The sequence below is a fragment of the Desulfosarcina sp. genome (assembly GCF_046496365.1).
Taxonomy (GTDB): Bacteria; Desulfobacterota; Desulfobacteria; order Desulfobacterales; family Desulfosarcinaceae; genus Desulfosarcina.
In genome coordinates this window covers 86,402-111,461 of the sequence record NZ_JAWOHB010000205.1, presented here as the reverse complement: position 1 = coordinate 111,461, position 25,060 = coordinate 86,402, and the positions used below count along the sequence as shown (strand labels likewise).

Here is a 25,060-nt window from a genome sequence, read left to right as displayed (position 1 = left end):
GAAACAAGGTCCGGCTCCTGAGCCGTCTTGCACGGATAGCCCTGATGAAATCGTGTGCGCAGAGCGGACTGGTTCTGGACAGCCTGCCCAAGAACGAAAAGGGCGCGCCCCTGCCGGTCGGCGGGGTCCACTGGTCGGTGGCCCACAAATCAAAGGTCGTTGGCGGAGTGGCGGCCCCGCTGCCGGTCGGCCTGGATCTGGAGACCATCCGCCCGGTGAGTGATGCGCTGCTGGCCAAGGTGGCCGACGAGGAAGAGTGGATGCTGGTCCGCGGCGATCCGCAGAAGAACTTTTTCCGATTCTGGACCGCCAAGGAGGCCGTGCTTAAAGCCGTTGGGAAGGGCATGGCCGGCTTATCGCGTTGCCGGGTGGCGCATATCGTCGATGACACCCGCATGACGCTGGTTTACGATGGGATGGACTGGCCGGTGGCCCATGTTTGGTTCAACGGCCACGTTGCCGCACTGACTCCCCACCACTTCGAACTTGTCTGGATATACGCGGCTGTTGACGGCGGCTGTCAGGGGCAGCCGGCCGGGAGCGATTCCAGCGCCATAACCTGATCACCCTGCGTCCCGCCCTTTGTTCCTTGTAATTTTCCCCGGGATGGTCAATAGTGGCTGTTGGATTCAACGGGTTGATATCAAGAGGAAAACGACGAAAGGAACGCCGGCATGCACATTACGTTTTACGGGGCGGTAAGAGAAGTCACCGGTTCCATGCACCTGTTGAGCGACGATCAGGACCGAATCCTACTGGATTGCGGCATGTATCAGGGGCGGCGCAAAACGACTGCCGAAAAAAACCGGGTACTGCCCTTTGATCCGGGCATTCTGACCAATATGGTGCTATCACATGCCCACATCGATCATTCTGGCCGCATTCCCCTGATTACCCGCAATGGATTTAACGGCCGGATCTACTGTACCCGTGCGACAGCGGATGCCTGCGGTTTTCTGCTTCGGGATTCGGCCCACATTCAGGTGAGTGACGCCGAATATCTCAACTACAAGACGGTCCGTACCGCATTGTCGCAGATGCGGCCCGGGGAGAACGACCTAACCAGCAAACGGAATCTGCTGGAGATCAAAAATCTGCTCAAACGAGAAAAAAACGGACTCAACGCCGAGGTGATCAACGATTACATCAACCGTTTTCACTTACAGGGGGTTGAACCGCTCTACACCGTCGCAGATGCAGACCGTGCGCTCAAGGCCTTTGAGGGCATCCCCTATCGCAGCCCGGTGACCATCGGCAAGAAAATTTCCTGCACACTTTTCGAAGCCGGCCATATTCTGGGTTCGGCGATCACCATGATCCGCTGCGGGAGCAACGGCAGCGCGCGGACAGTCTGCTTTTCGGGCGACATCGGCCGTTACGGCAAACCCATCCTGCGTGATCCGGCCAGCCATTTCGACGGCCTCGGCAGTGATGTTGACCTGATGATCATGGAAAGCACCTATGGCAATCGGGAGCACGAGGCGGTGATCGATCTGGGTCCCCATTTGAAACGGGTGCTCAACGAGACGTTTGACCAGGGCGGTACGGTTCTGATTCCCTCTTTTGCATTTGGGCGCACCCAGGAGCTGCTCTACGTGATCCACGAGTTATACGATGCCGGTGATGTACCGCGCATGCCGGTGTACGTTGACAGTCCCCTGGCCACAAACATCACCAAGGTTTTCGGCGACCATCCCGAAGTATACGACCATGAAACCCACGCGACTTTTCTGCAGGCGGGCAAGAACCCGTTTGTCTTCGAGCAGGTGCAGTTCACCGAGAGCGTCGATGCCTCCATGGCGCTCATGCGCGAGGATAAACCCCACATCGTGATCTCCGCCTCGGGCATGTGTGAGGCCGGGCGCATCCTGCATCACCTGCGCTACAAGATCCACCACCCCAGGAACACCATTCTCATCGTGGGGTACATGGCCGATCACACCCTGGGACGTCGGATTCTTGAACAGGGAACGGCCTACGAAGCATCGGGGCGCAAGGGAGATCCGCCCATGGTCAAGATTCTCAACAAAGAATATCCGCTGAAGGCGCGGGTGGTGAAGATCGGCGGGTTTTCCGCCCACGGGGACCGCAACGAGATGACCCGGTTTTTGAAGCAATCCAACCTGAAGATCAAAAAAATTGCCGTTGTTCACGGCGAAGCGGACCAGAGCCTAGCCTTTGCCGAGCACCTCAATACCGAAGGGTTTGATGCCGTGGTGCCCAGGGTCGGGGAAACCATGACCATCTGATGCGTAAAGCCGGATGGCCAACTGCCAACGGTGTCAACCCGCCATTTCTCTCAGGTCGTACCGACCGCCGTTTTCATGTCGGTCCTGCATCAGCAGGCGGATCAGCTTCGACGCCGCGTGCACCGGTGAATCGCGCTCACCCGTATGGTTGATGTCAAGGTGGATGTTCTGATGGTTGCCCCTCGGGAAGGGCGCTTCACGGGACAGACTGACCACGAAGCTGTTGGCCTGGCCCAGTGCCGATGCCGCCAGCGCCGGACCGATGCCCCGGGTGGTTCCGGTGATCAGAAAAAGATGCGCGACAATCTGTTGGTGATGGGTTCCCATGGACGAAGTCAGGTCGCTGCCCTGTTTATCTGTTGAGCGACATGGTCGATCAGTCCCGGCAGGCAGTCGGAAATCTCGCTGGCGCAGGTTTCATAGGCGCCGAAGGGAAGCCCATAGGGGTCCTCGATTTCCGGCCTTTCCCGCTGCGGGTCGAATGCCCCCAGCAGCAGGGCGTATTTGCAGCCGAAAAAGAGCAGGTCGTTGATCTTTTCCAGGTGATAATTTTCCATGGCCAGCACCAGATTGGCGGATTTCACCATGGCGGAATCCAGAATCCTGGCCCGGTGTTCACTGATGTCGGTACCGTGTGCAGCGGCCGCTCTGACGGCAAAGGGTTCGGCCTGGTTGCCGTGAAGACCGTGCGTTCCGGCCGACCGGACCGAAACAAGCGGTTTCAATGATTCCGGCAGCCGATGCAACAGCAGCCCCTGCGCCATGGGACTGCGGCAGATATTGCCCGTGCAGACCATGAGTACTGAAAATGTCAAAAGACCTCCAATTTCGTTGATGATAAGCCATATAATAGCGGTGGCCGGTCTCAAAGTCAATCCAGCCAACAGCCGTTCAGCGAATCTCGGTGAAGCGGGGTTGGCTGCGGACCATATCCAATGGTTGATATTTTTAACCATTGGTTTATTATGTTAAGGACCTGATACAGGATCAGGTCCTTTTCCTGACCAGCCCGCGGAGAGCGCCATGTCTGACACCCGAATTCTGTTTGTAGACGACGACCGAGACATTCTGGCCATGGTCGAGCAGTACCTGACCATCAAGGGATACGATGTGACGACCGTGGACAACGGGATTGAAGCCGTCGGGATCGTAAAGGAAAAGCAGATCGATATTGTCTTCACCGACTACAAGATGCCCGATTTCAACGGGCTGGAGCTCCTGGTGGCCATCAAAAAATACCGGCCGCAGACGGAGGTGATCATCGTTACCGGCTACGGCTCCATGGAATCGGCCATCCAGGCTATGAAATTCGGTAGTTATGACTACCTGCAAAAGCCATTTAAACTCGACCACCTCAAGTTGATCATCGACCGGATCGTCGCGGAAAATAAGATCAAGGATAAGGCCCAACTGATCCGTAAAATTTCCCGGGAGCGCCACCAGTACGGCAAGATGGTCGGATTTTGTCCCAAGATGCGTGAGATCTATGAGCTGATCGACACCCTCAGTATAGAAAATGCCATGGTATTGGTCCAGGGGGAGAGCGGCACCGGCAAGGAGTTGACGGCCCGGACCATTCACGACAACAGCGACCGCAAAGCGTTGCCCTTTGTGCCGGTAAACTGCAACAGCCTGAGCAAAATAACGAAAACTGAAATTGAAATCACCACCCACCTGTCGGGCATGCTGGCATCCCTGGGTGGGGGAACCCTCTATCTGGACGAGGTTTCGTCGCTTCCAGCGCACGTGCGCAAACGCATGATGGCATTGTTGGCCGACGCGGAAACAGATGCGGGGCAGCGCCCCCGCCTGATCGCCGGGACCAGCAGGGATCTGGATGAGGTCATCGCCAGCGGCGCCCTGAAAAAGGATCTTCTGGATCTGTTCGATGCCGTTTTCATCAAGCTGCCACCGCTTCGGGAGCGCAAGGAGGACATTCCGCTGCTGATCAACCATTTCCTTTACCTCGACATGCCTTCGGCCAAAACCCGGATATACGGAATAACGCCGTCGGCGATGAACATTCTGCTCCAGTACCACTGGCCGGGCAACCTGATTCAGCTGCAGAACGTGATTGAGCGTGCCTTTGCCATGGGTGTTGAAAATGCCATTGGCCCCGAGGATCTGCCTGCGGAGATCCGCACCTTCGGTGCCATCTCCCAAATGGGTTGACGGCCCGTCCTTACCTGACCCAAACCGCCATGGTCGATATCCTTTTAATCCAGCCGCCGATAGCGGATTTCTACCTTACCGCCAAACGGACGATCCCTTACGGGCTGGCATGCATTGCCGCTGCGGCTTCGCAGGCAGGCTTTTCAGTGGCCATTTTGGATGCCATGGCTACCGGCAAGTCGCGGGTCATCACCGCACCTGAGGGGATGGGTGACCTTGCTCCCTTCTACGGCCGGCCGGATCTCAGTCCCTTTGCCCTGTTCCACCATTTTCGCCACTTCGGTTACAGCCTAGCGCACATCGGCCGACAGATAAAGGCATCTGGGGCCTTCCTTGTCGGTATTGGGTCTCTTTTTACGGCCTACAGCGATATGGCTCTTGCCGTGGCGCGGGCGGCCAAAGCCAGTCTGCCCGATTGTACGGTCGTTCTGGGTGGACACCACCCCACCGCCCTGCCGGAGGCAGTGATGGCGGAACCGGCCGTAGACCTGGTCCTGCGCGGGGAGGGCGAAGCCAGTCTGCCAAGGCTCGCCAGGGCTCTGAGGGCGGGTTCGGACCCGGCCGATGTGCCCGGTATCGTTCTGCGCAATCCCGACGGGTCCCTGCACATCGGCGATCCCGTTGTGTGCCCTGACCCGGACCGCCTCCCGGTTCCGGATTATGGGTTGATCCGGCGACGGTTCTATCGGCGCTTCGGGCAGGACAGCATCGTGGTAACCGCCGGCAGAGGGTGTCCGCTCGCGTGCAGCTACTGCGCCACCGGCTCCGGGTCGTGGATGGGGTTCAGGAAACGGTCGGTGGCAGCTGTTCTGCGTGAAATGCGGTTCGTGTCGGCGGGGCGCCGGGTTGGATTTGTCGATTTCGAGGATGAAAACCTCACCATGGACCGTGGATGGTTCCTTGAGCTGATGGCCGGTGTGCGCGACCTTTTCGGCGACAGACTGCCGGAGCTTCGGGCCATGAACGGCTTGTTCCCGCCCACCCTCAGCGAAGCGGTGGTGCGATGCATGCGTCTGAGTGGATTCAAAACCCTGAACCTTTCCCTGGGAAGTGCACATGCCGGGCAATTGAAACGCTTCAATCGACCCGATGTGCGCGAGGCGTTTGATCGGGCACTGGACCATGCCCAGGCGGAAGGGCTAGCGGCCGTGGGGTACATCATCGTCGGGGCACCGGATCAAGACCCCCTGACATCGGTGGACGACCTGCTGTTCCTGGCACGGCGCCGAGTGCTGGCCGGAGTTTCCGTGTTCTATCCGGCGCCGGGAAGCCTCGATTACCGGCGCTGTCAGGACCTGGGTCTGCTCCCGGCGTCATTTGCCGGCATGCGCGCCACGGCGCTGCCCATCGACCAGCGCACATCGCGCACCGATTCGGCAACCCTGCTGCGTCTGGGACGGATCCTCAACTTCATGAAGCACCTCACGGCCGCCGGCGTCCCCATTCCCCAGCCGGGGCCGGTGGACCACGTTTTGGGTGCCTGCCGGGACCGTCGGCAAGCCGGCCTGAAACTGCTGGCGGCATTTCTGTGGGATGGGGGCATCCGCGGGATTGAGCCCGACGGCACCGTATACGACCACCGGATTTCGACCCATCTCTGCCGGCGTTTTTTGGAAGGGTTGAACGCTGGCCCGATTGGTAGGACTTAGAGCTGTCCGCTCAGCGCAGCCAGGCCGAAGGCGGTGAGCACCGCACCGGAGAGGCGGTTGATCCAGCGCATGGCACGGGCAGTCATGCGGGTATTGAACAGGCTGCTGGCCGATGAGAGCATGATCCACCAGGCCATGGAACCGATAAACACACCGGCCACCATCCATCCGGCAGCGGTGTGGCCGGCAGCGCCGCGCCCGAGGCCCAAACCGGCGAATACCGCGGCAAAGGAGAGGATGGTCATGGGGTTGGTCAGGGTGAGCAACAGGGCCGAGAGATAGCCCCTGGCGGCCTTGCCGGATGCTGCAACCAACGGTGTTTCCTCGGTTCCGGACAGGAAGATGCGCACGCCCAGCCAGCAGAGGAACAGGCCGCCGAAAAGCTGGATCCAGGCCCGCTGCCCCACCAGCAGCCCGGTGATGCCGGCGAGGCCGAAGGCGGCCGCACTGCCGTACAAGGCATCGGCCGTGGCGGCCCCCATTCCGGTGAGCAGTCCGGCCGTCCAGCCGCCGGCCAAACTGCGGCGGATACACAGGATGCCGATGGGCCCGACAGGGGCGGCGATGGAGAACCCGAATACCAGCCCTTTGATGAAAAAAGAGAAGTCCATGGCGGCTACCCTATATCATCGGCATTGCCGATGCCATGGCCAAAGCACGGTTTTCGGACCTGTCCGCTTAATAAAACAAGGAAATTCAGGCCATGGACTTTCAGGTTGACAAGCTGCTGGATCGGATCGGGCGCAAGATCCTTGCCGCGTTGCAGGCCAATGCGAGAACACCCATCAGCCGCATCGGTGAAATGGTGGGCCTGTCGGCGCCGGCCGTGGCCGAGCGGGTGAAAAAGCTGGAAGAAACCGGCATCATCAAAGGGTACCATGCCCGCATCGATCCGGCTGCCCTGGGACGATCGGTGTCGGCCTTCATCCACCTGACCACCGAGGCCCGAAACTACCCGGCCGTCACGGCCCTGGCTGTGGAGATGATCCAAATCAGCTCCTGCCACCATATCAGCGGAGAGGCTTCCTTTATTCTGCACGTTCGTGTGGACGATGTGTCGGATTTAGAAGCGGTGGTGGCCCGCCTGAGCCCCTTCGGTCAGACGCGCACGGCCATCGTGCTTTCCACCCCGGTGGATAAGACCGCCATGCTGCCGCTGACTTAATACCGCAAAAGGGTCGATCGACAAGAAGGAGCGCTCAGCCGCCGGACTCGGTATTGACCACCTGGCGGATGCGGATGGGGCGTTTTTGGGGTTTGGGATTGAGGGTGTTGTTGATCAGAAAACCCTTGAGCCAGCCCTTGGCCTCCTTGGCGCTTTCGTGTTCGGTGTAATAGGCCTTGATGTCCTTGATCTGCGGATAGACCGTGTCCACCCGTTGCCACTGGTTGGGAGCCAATTTGGCTTCCAGGGCGTAGAGCACATCCTTGGTCTCCACGGCAACCAGACGTATATTCGTGCCCAGCTTCCTTTCCAGGATTCGGATGGTTTCAAGGTCCTCGTCGCTGAGGACGGCAATCTTCAGATCGTCCAGTCCATGCATGGCCTGTTTCCCTTGATCGGTTTAATATGATGAGGGGTGGCTTCGAAGGCAATCCCAATTGGTGTCCAACAGAATTTCCTTAAAACAGAAACCCGGCGGCTTGTCAATTTCGACTCGAACCCGTGAATACCTGGTTTGCCGGGTCGACCGGTTTTGACAACCTTTTCTTTATGGTTACTGTTGTAATTATATTTTTGCGGCAAATATAGCGATGTGCAGGTTTACCCTATCCCTTAAACCAGACCCATTCCGGCAGAGCCAGGACAAGGCGTTGGCTTCTGGAGACCCCCGATGAAAGAAAGCGGTTCCATCCCCGACGGTGTGTGCCGATCCGAAGTAGAATGCCACGAACAGGCGCGCTCGAAACTGCCTGAAATTGCGGAACGGATTATCGACCACTGCCAGAACAGCCCCTGCTACACCCACATCGACAGTGAGCCGATTCCGGCGGAAGGGTTCGTTACTGACATGATCGACCTTTTCCGGGAGCTGCTGTTTCCGGGCTATTTTTCCCGCGAAAAGCTGGACCCGGTGAATGTGCGCTACAGCCTGGGCCAGACCGTGTCCAAACTGTTCGACTTGCTGGCGGAGCAGATCACCCACAATATTCGCCACGACTGCCTGCGCTACGACCTTTCTTGCAGCGGTTGCGAATCACAGGGCCACAATATCTCCCTGGCAGTCATGGACGCCATTCCCGAGATCAGGCAGATCCTGGCCTCGGATGTCCGGGCTGCCTATGAGGGTGACCCGGCGGCAAAAAGCCACGACGAAATCATTTTCAGCTACCCCGGGCTCTATGCCATCAGTGTCTACCGGGTGGCCCACAAGCTCTTCGAACTGGGGGTGCCCATGCTTCCCCGGATCATGACCGAGCATGCCCACAGCATCACCGGCATCGACATCCATCCCGGGGCCACCATTGGGAGCCGCTTCGTCATCGACCACGGCACCGGCGTGGTGATTGGGGAGACCACCCGGATCGGCTCCAGCGTGCGCATATACCAGGGGGTGACGCTGGGCGCACTCTCCCTGCCCAAGAATGCGGGAGAAAAATTGCGCGGCAAAAAGCGTCATCCAACCATCGAAGATGATGTGATTATCTATTCCGGGGCCACCATTTTAGGGGGCGATACGGTGATCGGCGCCCGTTCGGTGGTGGGTGGCAATGTCTGGCTGACCGAATCGATACCCTCGGATACCACCGTGATGATGGAAATGCCCAGGCTGATCATCAAAGAGGCCCGTCGGCAGACCGGCACCTGAAATCCTTTGCAAGGAGGTGATGATGAACGTTCACCCAGCCATTCATACCACCATAGGCAGGACGCCGCTGATCCGGATCAACCGGACCGGTGGGACCCTTCAGGCCGAGATCCTTGCCAAGCTCGAATTCTTCAACCCGTTGGGCAGCGTCAAGGACCGCATCGCCGCCGCCATGATCGATGACGCTGAAAAGGAGGGGATCATCGGGCCGCAAACGCTGATCGTTGAACCGACCAGTGGCAACACCGGCATCGGGCTGGCCTTTATCTGCGCGGCCCGGGGATACCGGCTGTGCCTCACCATGCCCGAAACCATGAGTATCGAGCGCCAGAAACTGCTCCGCCATCTGGGGTCGCAACTGGTGCTCACCCCCGGCCCCCAGGGTATGGGTGGGGCCATCGAAAAAGCCAATGCCATCGTGGCCGACAATCCAGGCGCATTCATGCCCAACCAGTTTGAAAACCCGGCCAATCCGCGCATCCACCGGGAAACCACGGCCGAGGAGATCTGGGCGGATACGGACGGCAATGTGGATATCCTGGTCTCCGGCGTGGGCACGGGTGGCACCCTCACCGGGGTGGGTGGGTTTCTCAAGGAGAAGAAGCCCGGCTTTCAATGCGTGGCCGTTGAGCCTGCCGCTTCGCCGGTGCTCTCCGGCGGCGAAAAAGGACCCCACAAGATCCAGGGCATCGGTGCGGGCTTTGTACCCCGGGTGCTGGACCGGGCGCTCATCGACGAGGTGGTCACCGTTTCCAACGACGACGCCTTCGAGACAGCCCGGCGTCTGGCATCCTGGGAGGGCATCTTGTGCGGCATCTCCTCCGGGGCGGCGGTGTGGGCCGCCATTCAGGTGGCCGTGCGGGCGGAAAATGCCGGCAAGCGCATCGTCACTGTTTTGCCCAGCACCGGCGAACGGTATTTGAGCACCGAACTGTTCAGGTAGTGTTCATTACGCTTCCAACACCCTCAGTCATTCAACTGGATGTCCTTGCCCGCCATCACCCGGTTCATGTTGCGCACGGCACACATCTTGCCGCACATGGTGCAGCTGTCCTCGTGCTCGGGTTGCGAGCTTTGGCGATAGCGTCTGGCCTTTTCCGGATCCATGGCCAGGGCGAGCATCTTTTCCCAGTCCAATGCGGCCCTCGCCTCACCCATGGCATCGTCCCAGCGCCTGGCGCCGGGGATGCCTTTGGCGATATCGGCGGCGTGGGCGGCGATGCGGGTCGCAATGATGCCTTCCTTCATGTCTTCCAGATCGGGCAGGCGCAAATGCTCGGCCGGCGTGACGTAGCACAGGAAATCGGCACCGCTGGCCGCGGCCACGGCGCCGCCGATGGCGCTGGTGATGTGGTCGTAGCCGGGCGCCACGTCGGTGACGATGGGTCCAAGCACGTAAAAAGGGGCACCGTGGCACAGCCGTTTTTCCAGCATCATGTTGCCGGCGATTTCGTTCAAGGCCATGTGCCCCGGCCCTTCGATCATCACCTGAACGTTCTTCTCCCAGGCCTGTTTGGTCAACTCCCCAAGGGTGATCAGTTCCTCCACCTGACTGGCGTCGGTGGAGTCGTGCAGACATCCCGGCCGGCAGCCGTCTCCAAGGCTCAGGCTGACGTCGTATGCCTGGCAGATCTCCAGCAGCCGGTCGTAGTGTTCGAAAAAGGGGTTTTCCCGGTCGTTAAGCTGCATCCAGGTGAACATGAGGGACCCGCCCCGGGAAACAATGTTGGTGATGCGCTCCCGCCGCTTGATTTTTTCGGCGGCACTGCGGTTGAGCCCGGCATGGATGGTGAGAAAATCCACCCCGTCTTCGCAGTGGCGCCGCACGACGTCGAACATCTCGTCTACGGTGATATCCTTGAGGTTCTTATCATAAAAACCCACGGCATCGTAGATTGGCACCGTGCCGATCATGGCCGGTGACATCGCCACCAGTTTGCGCCGGAATTCACGGGTCTTGCCGTAGCAGCTCAGGTCCATGATGGCCTCGGCTTTCAGTGCAAGCGCCAGGCGGACCTTGCCCATTTCCAGATCGATGTCGCAGCAGTCCTTGGAAATGCCCAGGTTGACGTTGATTTTGGTGCGAAGCCCCTGGCCAACGCCTTGCGGGTCCAGTTGGGTGTGGCTCCTGTTGGCCGGTATGATCACCTTTCCGGCGGCGATCAAGGCCCTCAGTTTTTCGGAAGCCATCTGCTCCTTTTGGGCAACGATGGCCATCTGGGAGGTGATAATGCCTTTGCGTGCGGCGTCCATCTGGGTGGTGTAGTCGTTCATGGGGGCACCTCGTTGGTGGCCCATCCGTAAAATGGGCCTTCGGACCGCTTTGTTTCCGGATGGATACCGACTATCTGATGACGACTCTGGCGCCGATCTGCTGAAAGCGGCCCTGGATGTCGAAATGGCCCCGGCCGATCTGGTAGACATTGCGGATGATGGTTTTTTCCGGGCAGGCCAGTCCCGCCAGCAGAATGCATGAAGCCGCCCGGATGTTGTCCGGGTTGGTGTCTGCGCCCCTGAACCGGGTGGGGCCATTGACGATGGCCAGCCCGTCCTCTTCATCCAGGTCGATGGCGGCGCCGAGCTTTCGCAACTCCGCCACCTGGCTGAAACGTTTGTCGAAAATGCGTTCCCGGATATAGCTCTGACCGTCGGCGATGCAGGACAAGGCCATGATGGCAGGCTGGAAATCCGTGGCGAACCCTGGGTATGGACAGGTAAGCACGTTGACCGGCCTGAGGTATCTGCCTGGTGAAGAGACATCCAGAACATGTCCGTTAATACCGATGTCGATTCCCATCTGCACCATTTTCTCAATCAGAATCCGTAAGTCTCCGGGGGCCACGCCGATGATCGAAATCTTTCCGCCGGCGATCCCGGCGGCCATCATGAACAGGCCGGCATCCAGACGGTCGTTCATGGCGTAATGGTCGACGGGGTTGAACCCCGGCACCCCTTCCACGGTCAACGTCCGGGTCCCCAGGCCATGAATCCTGCCGCCCATCTTGATCAGGAAATTGGCGAAATCGAAAATTTCGGGATCGGATGCGGCATTTTCGATGATAGACACGCCATTTGAAAAACAGGCCGCCATCATCAGGTTTTCCGTACCGGTGTGGCTGGGGAAATCCAGATACATGGTGGCACCATTGAAGTTTTCACCGCTGATGACAAAGTCATTGTCACTGGTGATCTGCGCCCCCAGCCGGGCAAACCCCCGGTAGTGGTAGTTCAGGTTCCGAGCTCCCAGCGGGCAGCCGCCGACGCTGGGAAGCCGAACTTCCCCCAGCCGTTTAAGCAGTGGGGGGATGAACAGTACCGACGCCCTCAGGCGGCAGGAGAGTGATTCGGGGAGGTCCGATCGGGTCAGATGCGTGGCATCCACGCAGACCACCTTTTCGTTGGCAAAGTAGTCTACCTTGGCGCCTGCGTGGCGCATGAGTTCAAAGGCCACCAGGATGTCGTTCAGGGGGGGGACGTTGCGGATGACACTGCAGCCGTGCTCAGGAAGCAGGGATGCGGCCAGCATGGGCAGGATGGCATTTTTGGATCCTTGAACACAGACACTGCCGGACAGGGGCGTGCCTCCCTGGATTTCGATGAATTCCTCACCGCTCATTGGTTGTGCCTCTCAATGGTTCTGCACGACGGCGCGAGGAGCAGCCGCCATGGGCATTCTGGGTGCTTTTTTCAAGGGATTGCCATGGTCATGCAATCGCCCGCCTCACCGTTGAGCCAGTAAATAGGCACAAATACAGGATCACGGCAACTGGTTTTATAACCATCGGGATATGCGCGATATAGAAGCAGGCGGTGATGCTGGCTCAACCGCATCATTCCACGTGATCTCTCACCCAGGCGATGACCGGTCCTTTGCCGAGAAATTTCCGGGTCGCTTTGTTGAAATCCACTCCCGGCCGATCTGTCTGCTGGCTCAACCGGCCATCGATTCGATCGCTGCGGCGGCGGCACCGACCTCCAGGTTCACGCTGACCCGCAGCGCCTTGAGGCCGCGAACGCCGGGGAGATCTTCCAGGTCAACCATCTCCAGGTCTTCCAGGAGCTGACCGCGGCTTTGCAAATAGTCGATATGGCGGCGGATATCCCGGCCCTCCCTGGGGTGAGAATAGACGACGGCGACTCTGCCCGGCTGGGTAAGCCGCTCACGGCTGCCCTTGACCGTTGCCTTGTCCAGACGGGATTTAACAATCTCCTGACGCACGTCGTAAGCACCATCCACGTCGAAGCGCTTTTCGTCGTAGCGGAAGCGAATCGTCAGGGGCGCATGATTGATTAAAATCAGGTGGCAGGTGTCCAACGGAACCTTCAGCTGCGGCTGGATCTGGCGGGTGTGCCAGGCCAGCCCGCAAGCGACCTTGAATTGCCACAGGGCCAGGTTGTTGTGGAAGAACAAGTTGTGTTTACCTTCCGGATGCATGGACGCCCCCAGGTAAATCACATAGTCGATGCCGTCGGTCTGGTGTTTTTCAAAATAGTGCGGGAACACCTGCTGGGCCTCGGCCTGCTGTTGATCCAAGTAGCCCGACAGGCGTTCATTGAGGCTGGAGATACTCTCTTCAAAGGCCTTGCGCTTCCGGTAGATGACTCCCCTTGCCGGGTCTATCGCCTGATGGTATCCATCGATGGCATGGCTGACCCCTGGGCCGATGGTGCGCAGTTCCACAAAGCTGGGTTCAACTTCCTGCTGAAGAAAGGATGCGACAGCACTCTCTTCCTCGGTGGAGAGCCCGGTGCTGATGCGGGCGATCCGCTGGTCGATGCGGTAGCTCAATTCGTCGAGCAATGGCCAGGACTTGGCCGCCGCCGCCCGGCGCATGACGGTTCCGGCCAGGCTGAGCTGCTCGGACAGGTCCGCCTGGATACTTTGCACCCGGGCCTCTGAAGACCCGCGGATGTCTGACTGGCCGAAGAGCGGAATCACGTCTTTGAAAATGATGGATTCCATTTCGGAGGATTTACCCTGGCGCAGCCGCTCCATGTGGTCCATGGCGGCATTGCGAAAGCGCCATTCCACGGAGGGGTGCACGGCGGTGCACTTTTCCTTGATGACCGACTGAACTTCATTGTTCATGTCCTCCAGCCCACGCTTGAGGGCCATGGAAAAAAGGGGGACGATGTGGTTCATTTTCTGGGCCTCAATTGCCCCTAAGTCATTGGGTCGGCTGGATGTGATCCAGAATGTGCCGATGGCTTTGCCGCGATAATGTAAGGGTGCGATGAGCATGGATCGCACGCCATGGTCGACGGCTTCCTGTTCGACCGGACACAGGTTGGGTTTTTTGCTCAGGTCCGGTATGCGCAGAATCTCCTTTTGAGCAGCGGCTTTGAGCCAGACCGATTGACTCAAATCATTCAGAGGAATATGGCTGGAATTGGTGAAAAGGCAGTTGGCTTTGGATGTATGGCCGTCATTGAGAACCAACACCTTGTCCTGCTGCAGGGCGGCTAAACTGGCTTTCAGATCAGACTGGCCGAACAAGGTGCGCAAGCGGCTCTGCAGGCGCTTGAAACCATCGGCGGAGAAGATGGACTCCTGATCGATAAGGTCGCGCTCCAGCGCCGACGTGATTTCCGATTCGGTGACATCTACCGCGCGTACAACCGTGAATCCTCTGAAGATGAAGTTTTCGGGCGGCAGCAGGGAGGTCAGAACATGCGGGTCGGCAATGTGGTCGATAACCTGTTGCCGCTCCGGGTCGGACAGTTCCCTTTGTCGGCCCACGGTTCCCACCTGGACAAACTGGAAATCGGGCGTGATCTGGAAATGGCGTTCTAGACCCGTTTCCGGATCCGTCACGATACGGATAAGCGGGCTGTCCAGACCCTGATCGATGCCATATATTCGTTTCAGGATCAGGGCATAGGCACGGATGAGGCGTTGAAAGTCCAACGCATTCTGCTGGCCTTTGAGCCGTCCGACAATTGTTCCCGAGTTGTTGAAAAGGAGCTTGCGGTAGGTCGGCGTGCAGTAGATGGCCTGGTGCTGAAAAGGTGTAAATGCACCGGTTATTTCGCTTTCCCAGGTGGATGAGGGAAAGGCGACCGACATCAGCGGGGCCAGGATGTCCGTGTGTCGGGCGGCGACTTCCGCCCGGTCGATATCACCCTGCAAGTCGGGTGTCTCTTGGATGCGTTTTTCAAAAACCTCAAACATCGCGGCCATATGCTCGCATTTGGGCGCAACTTTCTCCCGCCAGAAATCCAGGAGGGGGGTGATGCTGAGAACGGTTCTGAAATCTCCGGGGATGGATCGATTTGACATGACGGTACTCCTTTGATGGCAATTCGCTGGTTTCATAATAAGCACAAAACGGTCAAATGCCAACGCCATCATGCGGGTGGGCCCTGCCCCATCCAGGGTGGGTCGCAACCCCCCTCCTTCAATGCGGCAGGATCGATGGCAATAGGAAATGCAAAAGCGCTTCCCCGGTGGACCCCAATCCGGAGGAAGCGCTTTGTTTCAGCAAGGTTTGTTGATAAGGGCGCTAGTGGTGGCTGTGGCCGCCTTTTCCCTTGGATGTGTCGATAACGGCCTTGATGACGCAATAAGCCATGCCGATGCCGATGATGTTCAGCGCATACCAGAGGCCGCCGTGAAATACGATGTGGCCGGCGTCCCAAATCCATTCGAAACTGAAAGGAAACATATTTTCTCCTCCTTCACCGGCTAGGCTTTAGCCGGTACCAGGTCATGCGGGGCATCCATCTGGGCTTTCGTGGTTGCGGTTGTGTCATCCGCGATGGGATTTAATTCCGCTTCCTGGGGAAAGATCGGCAGGTAGCGGTAGGAGATCATGATCAGGATGATGCCGTAGGCCAACGGCAAAATGGTGGTGGCCACTTCCTGCCAGCTGGGGTAATACAATACCCAGCTGTCAAAAGGCATGATCGGCACAGCCATGACCTGAAGCACCATGACCCAGCGATTCAGGCAAACCCCCATGACGCCCAAAAAGAAGGCGGTTACCCGCCAGGTGGGGTTCTTTCTCAGGGGTGCGCTGATCAGGATAATCGCCGGCACCACGCCGCCCAGGACGATTTCGGCAAATAGGATCCAGTAGCCGTAAAATGCGTTGCCGGTGTAAAAATCAGCCAGTGTCTGGCCCAGGCCCGGCGCCGTGATGTTGGCCCAGCGGGTGGTATCGCAAATTTTGGCAATCGTGTAGGTAAAAATCATCCAGCCTGAAATCTTGGCCAGCAGCTCAATCACATTGTCTTTGACCAGCTTCTTGCCGGTCACTTTTTCGGTAATCCAGGTGATCAGCAGGGTGAAGCTGGGGCCGTAGGCAGCGGCCGACCATGTGAACAGGAAGAAGGTCCAGGGCCAGATCAACAGGCCTTCCCGGAAGGCAAAGGGCCGTCCGAAAAGCACGCCGGCCACACCGCCCAATGAACCTTGATGAAAGAAGGAGAGGAAGGCGCCGGTGGCGGCGAAAACCGCCATGGTTTCATGCATGTTGTGGCTCAGGTTGTGAAAAAAGGGCACCTTTTCCAGCTGGCGGTTTTCCAGGATCAACGGGATGTACTCGATGGTCAGCACGGCAAAGTAGGCCGACAGGCAGAAGGCCACCTCGGTGAGCATGGAGTGCACGTTGGCGTGCCAGAAGATGAACCACCCACGCAGGGGCTGGCCGATGTCGATGGCCAGGATCAACAATGCCGAGCTGTAGCAGATAAAGCCGATGAGTACCGCATAGTTGATAATGTGCTTCAACTCATCTTTGCCGATAATGTACTTGAGCAGACCGGTGAAGAAGGCACCGCCACCCAAAGCGATGACGGCCAGGTCGGCCCAGATCCACAGGGCGAAGCCGTAATAGTCGTTCATGTTGGTCTGGTTCAGCCCCTTGAACCAGCACAGCAGCATGGCATAAACGCCCCACGCAAGGACAGCGCCCATAATGCCCAGTCCCAGGAGGAACTGCCACATGGGGCAACGCTTGACGCCTTTGGGTATTAACGCAGAATCCATAGGGTAAGTACTCCTTGATCTTTACGGTTTGCCGTTCTTATGCGATCACCTTTACCGCACAATCGATATTAATGGTGCGGTTTGGATACCTGTCCGGTCATTTCGTGGGCGAGGTAGTTGTCACCGGCCCGTCTGACCCATTCCCGGCTGGACAGATAGTAGACTTTGGTGTTGGTGCCCAGACGTTCCAGCAGGCGGAATGCCCTTGGGTTCCTGGCGTTGTTGCCCTTTTCGGGGTCAGGTTTGACGATCTGGTGAATCTGGTGTTCCGGATTGTTGAGATCGCCGAAGACGATGGCCCCTGCCGGACAGGCCTGGCTGCAGGCGGTCTGGTAGGCCGCTTCCGGGATCCGTCGATCGCCGTCAAGATAAGCCTTGTTTTTGGCCAGCTGATAGCGATGGAAGCAGAAACTGCATTTCTCCACCACGCCACGCATGCGCACCGAGACGTTGGGGCTGAGGTATTTTTCCATGCCGTCCGGCCAGGCCGGATCCCACCAGTTAAAATAGCGGGCATGGTAGGGGCAGGCCCCCATGCAATACCGGCAGCCGAAGCAGCGGGTGTAGATCTGGCTGACGATGCCTGTTTCCCGGCTGTAGTCGGTGGCCGTTGCCGGGCATACCGACACGCAGGGGCTGTGGCCCCCGTGGCCTTCGCAGTGCTGGCAGGGCCGGGGAAGATAGCAGGTGTCCATATCCGGAAAGGTCTTGCCGTTGCTCAGTTCGAACATGCGCATCCAGGTGATGCTGACCAGTTTGTCCGACTCGTCTTCCCTGAAGGGAATGTTGTTTTCGGCCATGCAGGCCGCCATGCATGCCCCGCAGCCGGTGCACTTGTCCAGGTCAATGGCCATTCCAAATCTCATGGGTGGGTAGTGTTTCTGCTCGTGTTTCATCAGAACCTCATGTCAGGTTGATTAGGCTTTGGCCAGCTTGGCCCGGATTCCCCAGGCGGCGTCATGACCGGCGGAGGGGTCCTCTACCGGGCCGATGAGCTCGTTGACATTGACCCCTTTGCCGGCCAGGTAGCCGTCAAAGGCGGTGTGGCCCAGCCCCCTGACCATGGCCAGTACGCCGGGTTGGATTCCTTCGAACAGATGGACCCGCACGCGGGCTTCACCCCGGGGGGTGGTCAACGTTGCCAGGGCCCCTTCGTCAAGGCCGGCGGCGCCGGCGGTCAGGGGGTTGATTTCAACAAAGCCGTCCTTGCCTTTGATAACGGTGTCGTTAACGGTTTTGATCATGAACGGAGGCGTCCCGATGGTTCTGCTGGAGATTCGAATTGAGTCATAGGGTATCAGCAGCAGCGGAAAACTGTTTATGTCGCCTTCCGCTTGAACGCCCGGCGCATCCAATCCGGCCAGGCGAACGGTGTCGGCAACAGGATCGATATCGGCTTGGACCCATACGCCCTCCTCCATGAGGAGGTCCCATTTTTCCGCCAGCGTCTCCTCGAGGCAGGTTTCGTAGTCGTCCCAGGTGAAGGCATCGGCTATGGTTCCGCCCATGGCCCGGGCCGTCATGATCAGGGTTTCACCCAGGTGGCGGGTGTTGAACTGGGGGGATACCACGGGTTTGCTCAATCCGATAACCTGTTGGGCAAGGCCGGCGTCCACGGGCACGTCCTCGTAGCGTTCCAGATAAACGTGGTCGGGCAGCAACAGGTCTGACATGGCGGCGGTTTCATCCTGGAACGACGAAAAGCTGACAATGAACGGGATACGTGCAAAAGCCGTCCTTACGCTGTGCGCGTCGGGCAGATCGTGGCAGGGGTTGGCACCGGCCACCAACAGGACCTGCAAGGGGTAGGGACCGCTTCCGTTGACACTGTCGGCCAGTCGGTTGGGCAGATAGCGGGCGTTGGTGTACCGGTCGGTACCGGCGCCGTCGATTCGCGGCTGCGCCAGGCCGGCTGAAGCCAGGCTGTCCGGAACCACCTCGGGCCATCGGATGTAGTCCGCCTCAGGAACGGCCCACATCCCGCCCTGCCGATTGACGTTGCCGGTCAGGGCGTTAAGCATATAGACCGCAACGGTTTCCCGCAGACTTCCCGCTGTCTGACCCTTGCCCCGTCCACACAGGGCCAGGGGGCGATTGGCCCTGGCAAACCCCTTGGCCAGGTCTACAATCACATCGGCAGAGACGCCGGTGATTTGAGACGCCCGCTGCGGTGCATGGCTGGCCAGCAGCTCATTTTTCCAATTGCTGAATCCCGTGACCGCGCCGGCTCCAACCAGGTTGTGCGCAACCATTACGGCGGCAATTCCCAGCGCCAGATCCGCTTCGGTGCCAGGGTTTACCGGGACCCATCGGCTGGCCTTGGCCGCGCTGTTGGAAAACCGCGGCTCCACCTGGACCACCGTGGTGTTTTTTTCCTTCCACGAACTGGCAGCCCGGATCATGCGCACGGGTGATCCCCAGCCGTCAACGATGCCGCTGCCGAAGCTGAGAATGTAGTCGGCGTTTTCCACATCGAAACCGGTTCTGCCGTTGGCGCCGAAAAGGGTTTTTACGGCCAGTTCATCGGCATCTCGGTGGGACGGTGTGCGGATGAAATTGGGGGATCCGTAGGCGGTCATGAACCGTTGGAGCAGGGCCGGCACTGTGCCGCTGCCTGACCCGGCGATGGCGGCCACTGTATGGGCCTCACCTTTGCTGCGGACGTCGGCGAGTTTTTCCGTCAGGATAGCCATGGCCTCATCCCAGGAAATTTTCTGCCACCTGCCTTGGCCGCGTTCGCCGATGCGCTTCATGGGCGATTTAATGCGGGTGGGACCGTAGAGCAGCTGCAGGCCTGAAAGTCCCAGGATGCAGATGCCGCCATCGTTGATGGGGTGGCCTGCCTTGCCTTCGATTTTGATCGCCCGGTTGTCGACCTTGCGCACCGAGATGCCGCAACCACCCGGGCACAGGGAGCAGGTCGTGTCTTCATAGGTCACCTTGCCGTCCGGCGGCACGGGTGTCCAGGGCCACATCTGTGTCCAGATGGAGCTATCGTCCATCAATTTCCACGGCAACGGCGACAAGGCCGTACCCGCTGCGCCGCCGATGACGAACGATAAGAAACTTCTTCGGTCAACTTTCATCGATTATCCCTCACCTTATGCAAATCAGAAGCTGAAATCGTTTTCCGGGGCATGGTTCCATTATTTGTGACACACGAAACAGGCATCGCGCTCGGTCTGAACGCTGGAGGTGTGAATGATGCCCGCCTCCTTGTGGCATCGGGCACAGTCATTCATTTTCATGCGATCCCATGTGTTCTTGGCGAAACCGGCGATGTTGTGGCCCCAGATGTCCCGGCTGTAAGTGGTAATCCGGTTGTATTCGTAGGGGCGCAGCGCTTGCGTTTCGCCGTGGTCACCATGGCAGGTGGCGCACTCCATTTCGGCCCCGATGACGTGGGCGGCATGGGAGAAGAAGACGCAGTCCGGTTGGCGGGAATAGACCAGCCAGGGCACTTCGCGCTCCTTGGCCACATATTGTTCGACAAAGATGGCCTCGTCTTCGGTCTCGCCCATGGGACTCTCATGGCAGTCCGTGCATTGGGCCAGTTTGGGTATGCCTGAAAAACTGCCGTCCTCCCTGAAAAAATGGCAGCTTTCACAACCCTCATCCACCTCCTCTACATGCAGCGCGTGGTTGAAGTTCAACGGCTGCTGCTTCTGGGAGTAGAGGAGTTTTGGAAAAACAACCCAGCCCAACACCATGCTGGCAGCAAAACCGATGATGAAGAACAGGATGATAAAGCCGCCGGCGCCGTTGTCCCCGACGACGCTGGCAGGTGCTGCGTCATCATCCATCACCTCTTTGGCCTTTTTGTCTAAGGTACTCATGGAATCTCCGTCAACCGCTGTGTGATGATTTCTGCTGTGAAACCATAACCGATTATACTTCACACCCCCTGGGCCAGTCGCCGCGTCAACCAACGTTCCAGGCGATTTTGATCCGAACGCGCCGGATTCGTTGCCGATGCTTCTATCTATATTGTTCAGGCGGGATGCAATCCCGCCTACGGGTGAAAAAAAACGGAAGGTTGAACTTGCGACTTACTATCGGCAGTCGGTCGTTTTGTCAAGAAAAAATCCTTGAAAACAGGCCGTTGACCGCACCTGCGCGGCCTTCCTGAACAGGGGCGGGGCAGGGAATTGTCAAACGTTCGCGCGGTTGGGTCCGCGTTGCCGGACATCACAGCGGAACCTGGACCTGCGCGTTCATTCAGCCCATGGCGCTTTGGAAAGAACAGACTTGACATGTGCGCTGGCAACATTATTTTTCCTGCAATTCAGGCCGCCTTGCTGAAAAACAGGGTGAGCATGTCCGTCGCCTTCCGGCCTGAAGCGACCAACCTACGCATCACCGCTGTCATCTGACTGATATGCCCGCCGCCGACCCTGCCGGAGGTGGGTATGGTGATGATGGGGTGTTGCCATTTTGCATCAGTCAATCCGAAGGCCAAGGAGCGCGAACATCCATGATTGAAGTCAAAAATCTGACCAAGCAGTTCGGCAATCATCTGGCGGTGAACAACATCTCCTTTTGCGCTGGAAAGGGTGAAATTATGGGGTTTCTAGGCCCCAACGGCGCGGGAAAGTCCACTACCATGCGGATGATCACCGGTTTTTTTCCGCCCACCAGCGGAACGGTGGTCGTCGGCGGCAGCGATATTTTGACCCAGTCCATCGCCGCCCGCAGAATGATCGGCTACCTGCCTGAAAACGCACCGGTATATCCGGACATGACCGTCAATCGATACCTCGATTTCTGTGCTGAAATCCGTGGATTCGCCGGGGTCGCCAAGAGGCAGCGGGTGGGTGAGACCGTGGAGCGGTGCTTCCTATCCACCGTGCGTCATCAGCCGGTGAACACCCTTTCCAAGGGCTACAAGCAGCGGGTCTGTTTTGCCCAGAGCATCCTGCACGACCCTGAATATCTGATCCTCGACGAGCCCACCGATGGCCTGGACCCCAACCAGAAACATGAAGTGCGTCTGATGATCCGGGAGATGAGCACCACCAAGGCCATCATCTTTTCCACCCATATTCTCGATGAGGTCGATTCCGTGTGCAGTCGGGCGATCATCATCGCCGACGGCAAGGTGGTGGCCGACGACACCCCTGAAGGACTTCGGCGGCGGTCGGCCTTTCACGGCTCCGTGGTCCTGACCGTCACGGGTGAGGTGTCTGACGGTTTGCAGAAACAGATCGCACAACTGGACGGGGTGGCATCGGTCTCGGTTGTGGAATCCGATGATGATCGGAGGACCCTGCGCGTTTTTCCTGAAAATCCGGCGGTGCCCGTTGCCGATCGGGTGATTGCTTCGGCCAGCCGAGGCGGATTCGGCATCGCCTCGGTGTTTATCGAACAGGGCCGGCTGGATGATGTGTTTCGTGATATCACCACCGGCAATTGATCCTTGTGGCCTGCTTAGACAATCCCGGGGGCGTTCAGGGTTGAGCGCCTGCCGGATCGACGGACGTTGCCCACAGAACCATCACGCATCCTTCCAATGTACTGAAACCAATGGAGCAGCCCATGCAAAACAGCAATTTTTTAAGAAACATACGCATCATCCTGAAACGCGAATTCAGCGGATATTTCAGTTCGCCCGTGGCATATGTCTTCATCGTGATTTTTCTTCTTCTGACCGGTTTTTTCACTTTTTACATCAGCAACTTTTTCGAAGCGGGGCAGGCGGATCTGAAAGGGTTCTTCCAGTGGCATCCGTGGCTGTTCATGTTCCTGGTGCCTGCTGTGGCCATGCGGTTGTGGGCCGAAGAGCGCCGTCTGGGGACCATCGAACTGCTCCTGACGCTGCCGGTGAGCGTCACCGAAGTGGTCCTGGGTAAGTTTCTTGCCGCCTGGGCCTTTATCGGCATCGCGCTGGCGCTGACCTTCCCGCTGGTCCTTACCACCATCTATCTGGGCGACCCGGATCTGGGGGTTATTTTTTGCGCCTACCTGGGGTCCTTCCTCATGGCCGGTACCTTCTTGAGCGTGGGCAGCATGACCTCGGCACTCACCCGCAGCCAGGTGGTCAGTTTCATCCTGGCCGTTGTGGCCTGCCTTTTTCTCATTTTGGCCGGGTTTGCACCGGTGACGGCGGTGCTATCCGGCTGGGCGCCGGTGTGGCTGGTGGATATGGTCGCCGCGACCAGTGTGCTGTCCCATTTTGCCTCCATTTCCAGAGGGGTCCTGGATCTCAGGGATCTGATCTACTACCTGTCGGTGATGGCCTTCATGATCTTCGTCAACGGCGTTATTCTGCAAAACCGGGAGTCGGCATAAAGGAGGCCTGAACCCATGAGCATTGGAAAAAGACGCATTGGAAAAACCGCATTTTCGGCCGGCGGTGCCGTGCTGGTGCTGGTCATCGTCGTACTGGTGAACGTGCTCCTGTCGCGCAGCACGCTGCGTTGGGACGCCACCGAAGACAATCTCTATTCCCTGTCCCAGGGAACCCGGACCATCCTATCCGACCTGGACCAGGACGTGGTGGTCAAGGTGTTTTACAGCAAGCACGTGGTCAACATCCCTTCCCAGATCAAAACCTTTGCCCAGCGGGTGATGGATTTTCTTTCCGAGTATGAACAATACGGCAGGGGCCGTATCCAAATCGAGGTCCATGATCCCAAACCTGATTCCGAGGAGGAGGAGTGGGCCATCAAATACGGCATGAAAGCCGTCAGCCTGCCGACCGGTGAACAGGTGTATTTAGGCCTGGTTGCCCTGGCGGCGGACCAGGAGGCGGCCATCCCCTTTATCGATCCCACCCAGGAGATTCGGCTGGAGTATGATCTGACCCGCATCATTGCGCGGGTCCAGAAAGCGGACCGGATGAAAATTGCCGTATTCAGCGCGCTGCCGGTATTCGGCAACGCGAACATGAACATGGGCATGAACGGATTGCCTCCAGGCTCGCAACCGTGGTTTTTCATACAGGAACTGGGCAAGACCTACGACCTGATCAATGTGCAGCCCGATGTCGACCGCATCGATCCGGCGGCGGATCTGCTGGTGCTTTTTCACCCCAGGAATATGTCCGACAGCATGGCTTTTGCCGTGGATCAGTACGTGCTGGGCGGCGGAAACGTGATTGTTTTTGCCGATCCGCTTTCACTGATGGATGATCCGCGCATGGGGCCCGGCGATTCGATACCCGAGAGACTGTTCACGGCCTGGGGCATCCGGATGGAACCGGGGAAAGCCATTGCCGACTATTCCTACGCCACACGGTTGAGGAATCGCGACAACCAGGTGGAGACCAATCCGTTGTGGCTCTCCACATCCGCCGACGCTTTCAACCCGGACAACCTGACCACCGCCAACCTCGAGTCCATGCTGTTGCCGGTTGCCGGTGCCATCGAGATCATGCCGAACAGCCTTTTCACTGTCGAACCCCTGCTGCAGTCCAGCTCCAACAACGCGATGGTGGACGCCTTCTCCCACAATATGAATGTGGCGGCCCTGCGCCGGGATTTCAAACCGTCGGGAACCCCGCGTAATCTGGCCGTACACATTTCAGGCAAATTTAAAACGGCCTTTGCGGACGGAAAACCGGAAGGGGCGCCCAAAACAGGTGAACCCGAACCGGAAAATGGGGTCAAGGATCCGCAAGACCCGTTGAAGGAGGGCAAGGCGTCCGCCGTGATCGTGGTGGTGGCGGACAGTGATCTGCTCTATGACGGCTATTACCTGAGCCAGCAGAACCTGCTGGGATTCACCATGGCCAACATCTTCAACGACAACCTCAACTTCATGCTCAACAGCTGCGAAATGCTGACCGGCAACCCTGCCCTGATCAGCATCCGTTCCCGGGGAACCTTTGAACGGCCTTTCACGCGGGTGCAGACGCTGGAACGCAAGGCTCAGGACCGTTGGCTGGATCAGGAGCAGGCGCTGGTGCGCCAGGTGGAGGAGACCAATCAGAAGCTCCAGATGCTCGAACAGCAAAAGGATTCCGCCCAGCGCGCGATCCTGAGCGAAGCGCAGGAACAGGAAATCGCCCGATTCCAGGAAGAGAAGCTCAAAATCAGCAAGGAACTCAAGGTTGTGCGCCGCAACCTGCGCGCCGAGATCGAACAGCTGGGCAGGACGGTCAAGTTTGTCAACATTTTCCTTGTTCCGCTGCTTATCGGCATCGGTGGGATCATTTTCGCAATCACTCGAAGAGGAAGAAAGGCATAACCG

22 protein-coding genes are annotated in these 25,060 nt (G+C 58.4%); 10 read left to right on the top strand and 12 right to left on the bottom strand.

Annotation, left to right across the window (positions count from 1 at the left end; all coding sequences use genetic code 11):
* The first annotated feature begins 44 nt into the window (after nt 1–44).
* Nucleotides 45–563: a 4'-phosphopantetheinyl transferase family protein gene (locus R6V78_RS19885; RefSeq protein ID WP_410291133.1), complete on the top strand. Its 519-nt coding sequence runs from the start codon at nt 45–47 to the stop codon at nt 561–563.
* Nucleotides 564–674: 111 nt separating this feature from the next.
* The gene (locus tag R6V78_RS19880) at nt 675–2,249 is read left to right on the top strand and encodes an MBL fold metallo-hydrolase RNA specificity domain-containing protein (RefSeq protein WP_410291132.1); all 1,575 of its coding nucleotides are present in this window, start codon (nt 675–677) and stop codon (nt 2,247–2,249) included.
* Between the two features lie 33 nt (nt 2,250–2,282).
* Here R6V78_RS19880 and R6V78_RS19875 read toward each other — a convergent pair whose 3' ends face one another.
* Nucleotides 2,283–2,576 (bottom strand): hypothetical protein, encoded by a 294-nt coding sequence (locus R6V78_RS19875; RefSeq protein WP_410291131.1) that lies wholly within the window; start codon nt 2,574–2,576, stop codon nt 2,283–2,285.
* An 8-nt stretch (nt 2,577–2,584) separates the two neighbouring features.
* Nucleotides 2,585–3,064, bottom strand: a complete 480-nt coding sequence (locus R6V78_RS19870; protein WP_410291130.1) for a low molecular weight protein-tyrosine-phosphatase — start codon at nt 3,062–3,064, stop codon at nt 2,585–2,587.
* A 208-nt stretch (nt 3,065–3,272) separates the two neighbouring features.
* Between R6V78_RS19870 and R6V78_RS19865 the strand changes: the two genes are divergently transcribed.
* Both R6V78_RS19865 and R6V78_RS19860 read left to right on the top strand, forming a co-directional pair.
* Nucleotides 3,273–4,421 (top strand): sigma-54-dependent transcriptional regulator, encoded by a 1,149-nt coding sequence (locus R6V78_RS19865; protein ID WP_410291129.1) that lies wholly within the window; start codon nt 3,273–3,275, stop codon nt 4,419–4,421.
* A 29-nt stretch (nt 4,422–4,450) separates the two neighbouring features.
* A complete protein-coding gene (locus R6V78_RS19860; RefSeq protein ID WP_410291128.1) occupies nt 4,451–6,070 on the top strand; it encodes a B12-binding domain-containing radical SAM protein in 1,620 nt (539 codons plus the stop codon).
* Here R6V78_RS19860 and R6V78_RS19855 read toward each other — a convergent pair.
* Entirely contained in the window at nt 6,067–6,681 is a 615-nt protein-coding gene (locus R6V78_RS19855; protein WP_410291127.1) for a LysE family translocator, read from the bottom strand. The genes R6V78_RS19860 and R6V78_RS19855 overlap by 4 nt on opposite strands.
* A gap of 92 nt (nt 6,682–6,773) precedes the next feature.
* Between R6V78_RS19855 and R6V78_RS19850 the strand changes: the two genes are divergently transcribed.
* Nucleotides 6,774–7,235: an Lrp/AsnC family transcriptional regulator gene (locus R6V78_RS19850; RefSeq protein ID WP_410291126.1), complete on the top strand. Its 462-nt coding sequence runs from the start codon at nt 6,774–6,776 to the stop codon at nt 7,233–7,235.
* Between the two features lie 34 nt (nt 7,236–7,269).
* Here R6V78_RS19850 and R6V78_RS19845 read toward each other — a convergent pair whose 3' ends face one another.
* A complete protein-coding gene (locus R6V78_RS19845) occupies nt 7,270–7,614 on the bottom strand; it encodes a hypothetical protein (RefSeq protein ID WP_410291125.1) in 345 nt (114 codons plus the stop codon).
* A gap of 291 nt (nt 7,615–7,905) precedes the next feature.
* Between R6V78_RS19845 and epsC the strand changes: the two genes are divergently transcribed.
* Nucleotides 7,906–8,880, top strand: coding sequence for a serine O-acetyltransferase EpsC (epsC, locus tag R6V78_RS19840; protein WP_410291124.1), 975 nt, complete (start codon nt 7,906–7,908; stop codon nt 8,878–8,880).
* A 19-nt stretch (nt 8,881–8,899) separates the two neighbouring features.
* Nucleotides 8,900–9,823 (top strand): cysteine synthase A, encoded by a 924-nt coding sequence (gene cysK / locus R6V78_RS19835; protein WP_410291123.1) that lies wholly within the window; start codon nt 8,900–8,902, stop codon nt 9,821–9,823.
* Nucleotides 9,824–9,846: 23 nt separating this feature from the next.
* Here cysK and thiC read toward each other — a convergent pair whose 3' ends face one another.
* The 8 genes from thiC to qrcA form a co-directional block, all read right to left on the bottom strand.
* A complete protein-coding gene (gene thiC, locus R6V78_RS19830) occupies nt 9,847–11,154 on the bottom strand; it encodes a phosphomethylpyrimidine synthase ThiC (RefSeq protein WP_410291122.1) in 1,308 nt (435 codons plus the stop codon).
* Between the two features lie 70 nt (nt 11,155–11,224).
* Complete coding sequence (murA, locus tag R6V78_RS19825; RefSeq protein ID WP_410291121.1) at nt 11,225–12,496, bottom strand: UDP-N-acetylglucosamine 1-carboxyvinyltransferase; 1,272 nt, start codon at nt 12,494–12,496, stop codon at nt 11,225–11,227.
* A gap of 315 nt (nt 12,497–12,811) precedes the next feature.
* A complete protein-coding gene (locus R6V78_RS19820) occupies nt 12,812–15,160 on the bottom strand; it encodes a GAF domain-containing protein (protein ID WP_410291120.1) in 2,349 nt (782 codons plus the stop codon).
* 223 nt (nt 15,161–15,383) lie between these two features.
* A complete protein-coding gene (locus R6V78_RS19815; protein ID WP_410291119.1) occupies nt 15,384–15,545 on the bottom strand; it encodes a hypothetical protein in 162 nt (53 codons plus the stop codon).
* A gap of 20 nt (nt 15,546–15,565) precedes the next feature.
* Entirely contained in the window at nt 15,566–16,870 is a 1,305-nt protein-coding gene (qrcD, locus tag R6V78_RS19810) for a menaquinone reductase integral membrane subunit QrcD (RefSeq protein WP_410291118.1), read from the bottom strand.
* Between the two features lie 68 nt (nt 16,871–16,938).
* The gene (gene qrcC, locus R6V78_RS19805) at nt 16,939–17,766 is read right to left on the bottom strand and encodes a menaquinone reductase iron-sulfur cluster-binding subunit QrcC (RefSeq protein ID WP_410291117.1); all 828 of its coding nucleotides are present in this window, start codon (nt 17,764–17,766) and stop codon (nt 16,939–16,941) included.
* Between the two features lie 21 nt (nt 17,767–17,787).
* Nucleotides 17,788–19,956, bottom strand: a complete 2,169-nt coding sequence (qrcB, locus tag R6V78_RS19800; protein WP_410291116.1) for a menaquinone reductase molybdopterin-binding-like subunit QrcB — start codon at nt 19,954–19,956, stop codon at nt 17,788–17,790.
* Between the two features lie 60 nt (nt 19,957–20,016).
* Nucleotides 20,017–20,706: a menaquinone reductase multiheme cytochrome c subunit QrcA gene (gene qrcA / locus R6V78_RS19795; RefSeq protein WP_410291115.1), complete on the bottom strand. Its 690-nt coding sequence runs from the start codon at nt 20,704–20,706 to the stop codon at nt 20,017–20,019.
* A gap of 638 nt (nt 20,707–21,344) precedes the next feature.
* Between qrcA and R6V78_RS19790 the strand changes: the two genes are divergently transcribed.
* From R6V78_RS19790 to R6V78_RS19780, 3 genes are all read left to right on the top strand, one after another.
* Nucleotides 21,345–22,283, top strand: coding sequence for an ABC transporter ATP-binding protein (locus R6V78_RS19790; protein ID WP_410291114.1), 939 nt, complete (start codon nt 21,345–21,347; stop codon nt 22,281–22,283).
* 122 nt (nt 22,284–22,405) lie between these two features.
* Nucleotides 22,406–23,158: an ABC transporter permease gene (locus R6V78_RS19785; protein ID WP_410291113.1), complete on the top strand. Its 753-nt coding sequence runs from the start codon at nt 22,406–22,408 to the stop codon at nt 23,156–23,158.
* A 15-nt stretch (nt 23,159–23,173) separates the two neighbouring features.
* A complete protein-coding gene (locus tag R6V78_RS19780) occupies nt 23,174–25,057 on the top strand; it encodes a Gldg family protein (RefSeq protein ID WP_410291112.1) in 1,884 nt (627 codons plus the stop codon).
* Nucleotides 25,058–25,060 lie beyond the last annotated feature (3 nt).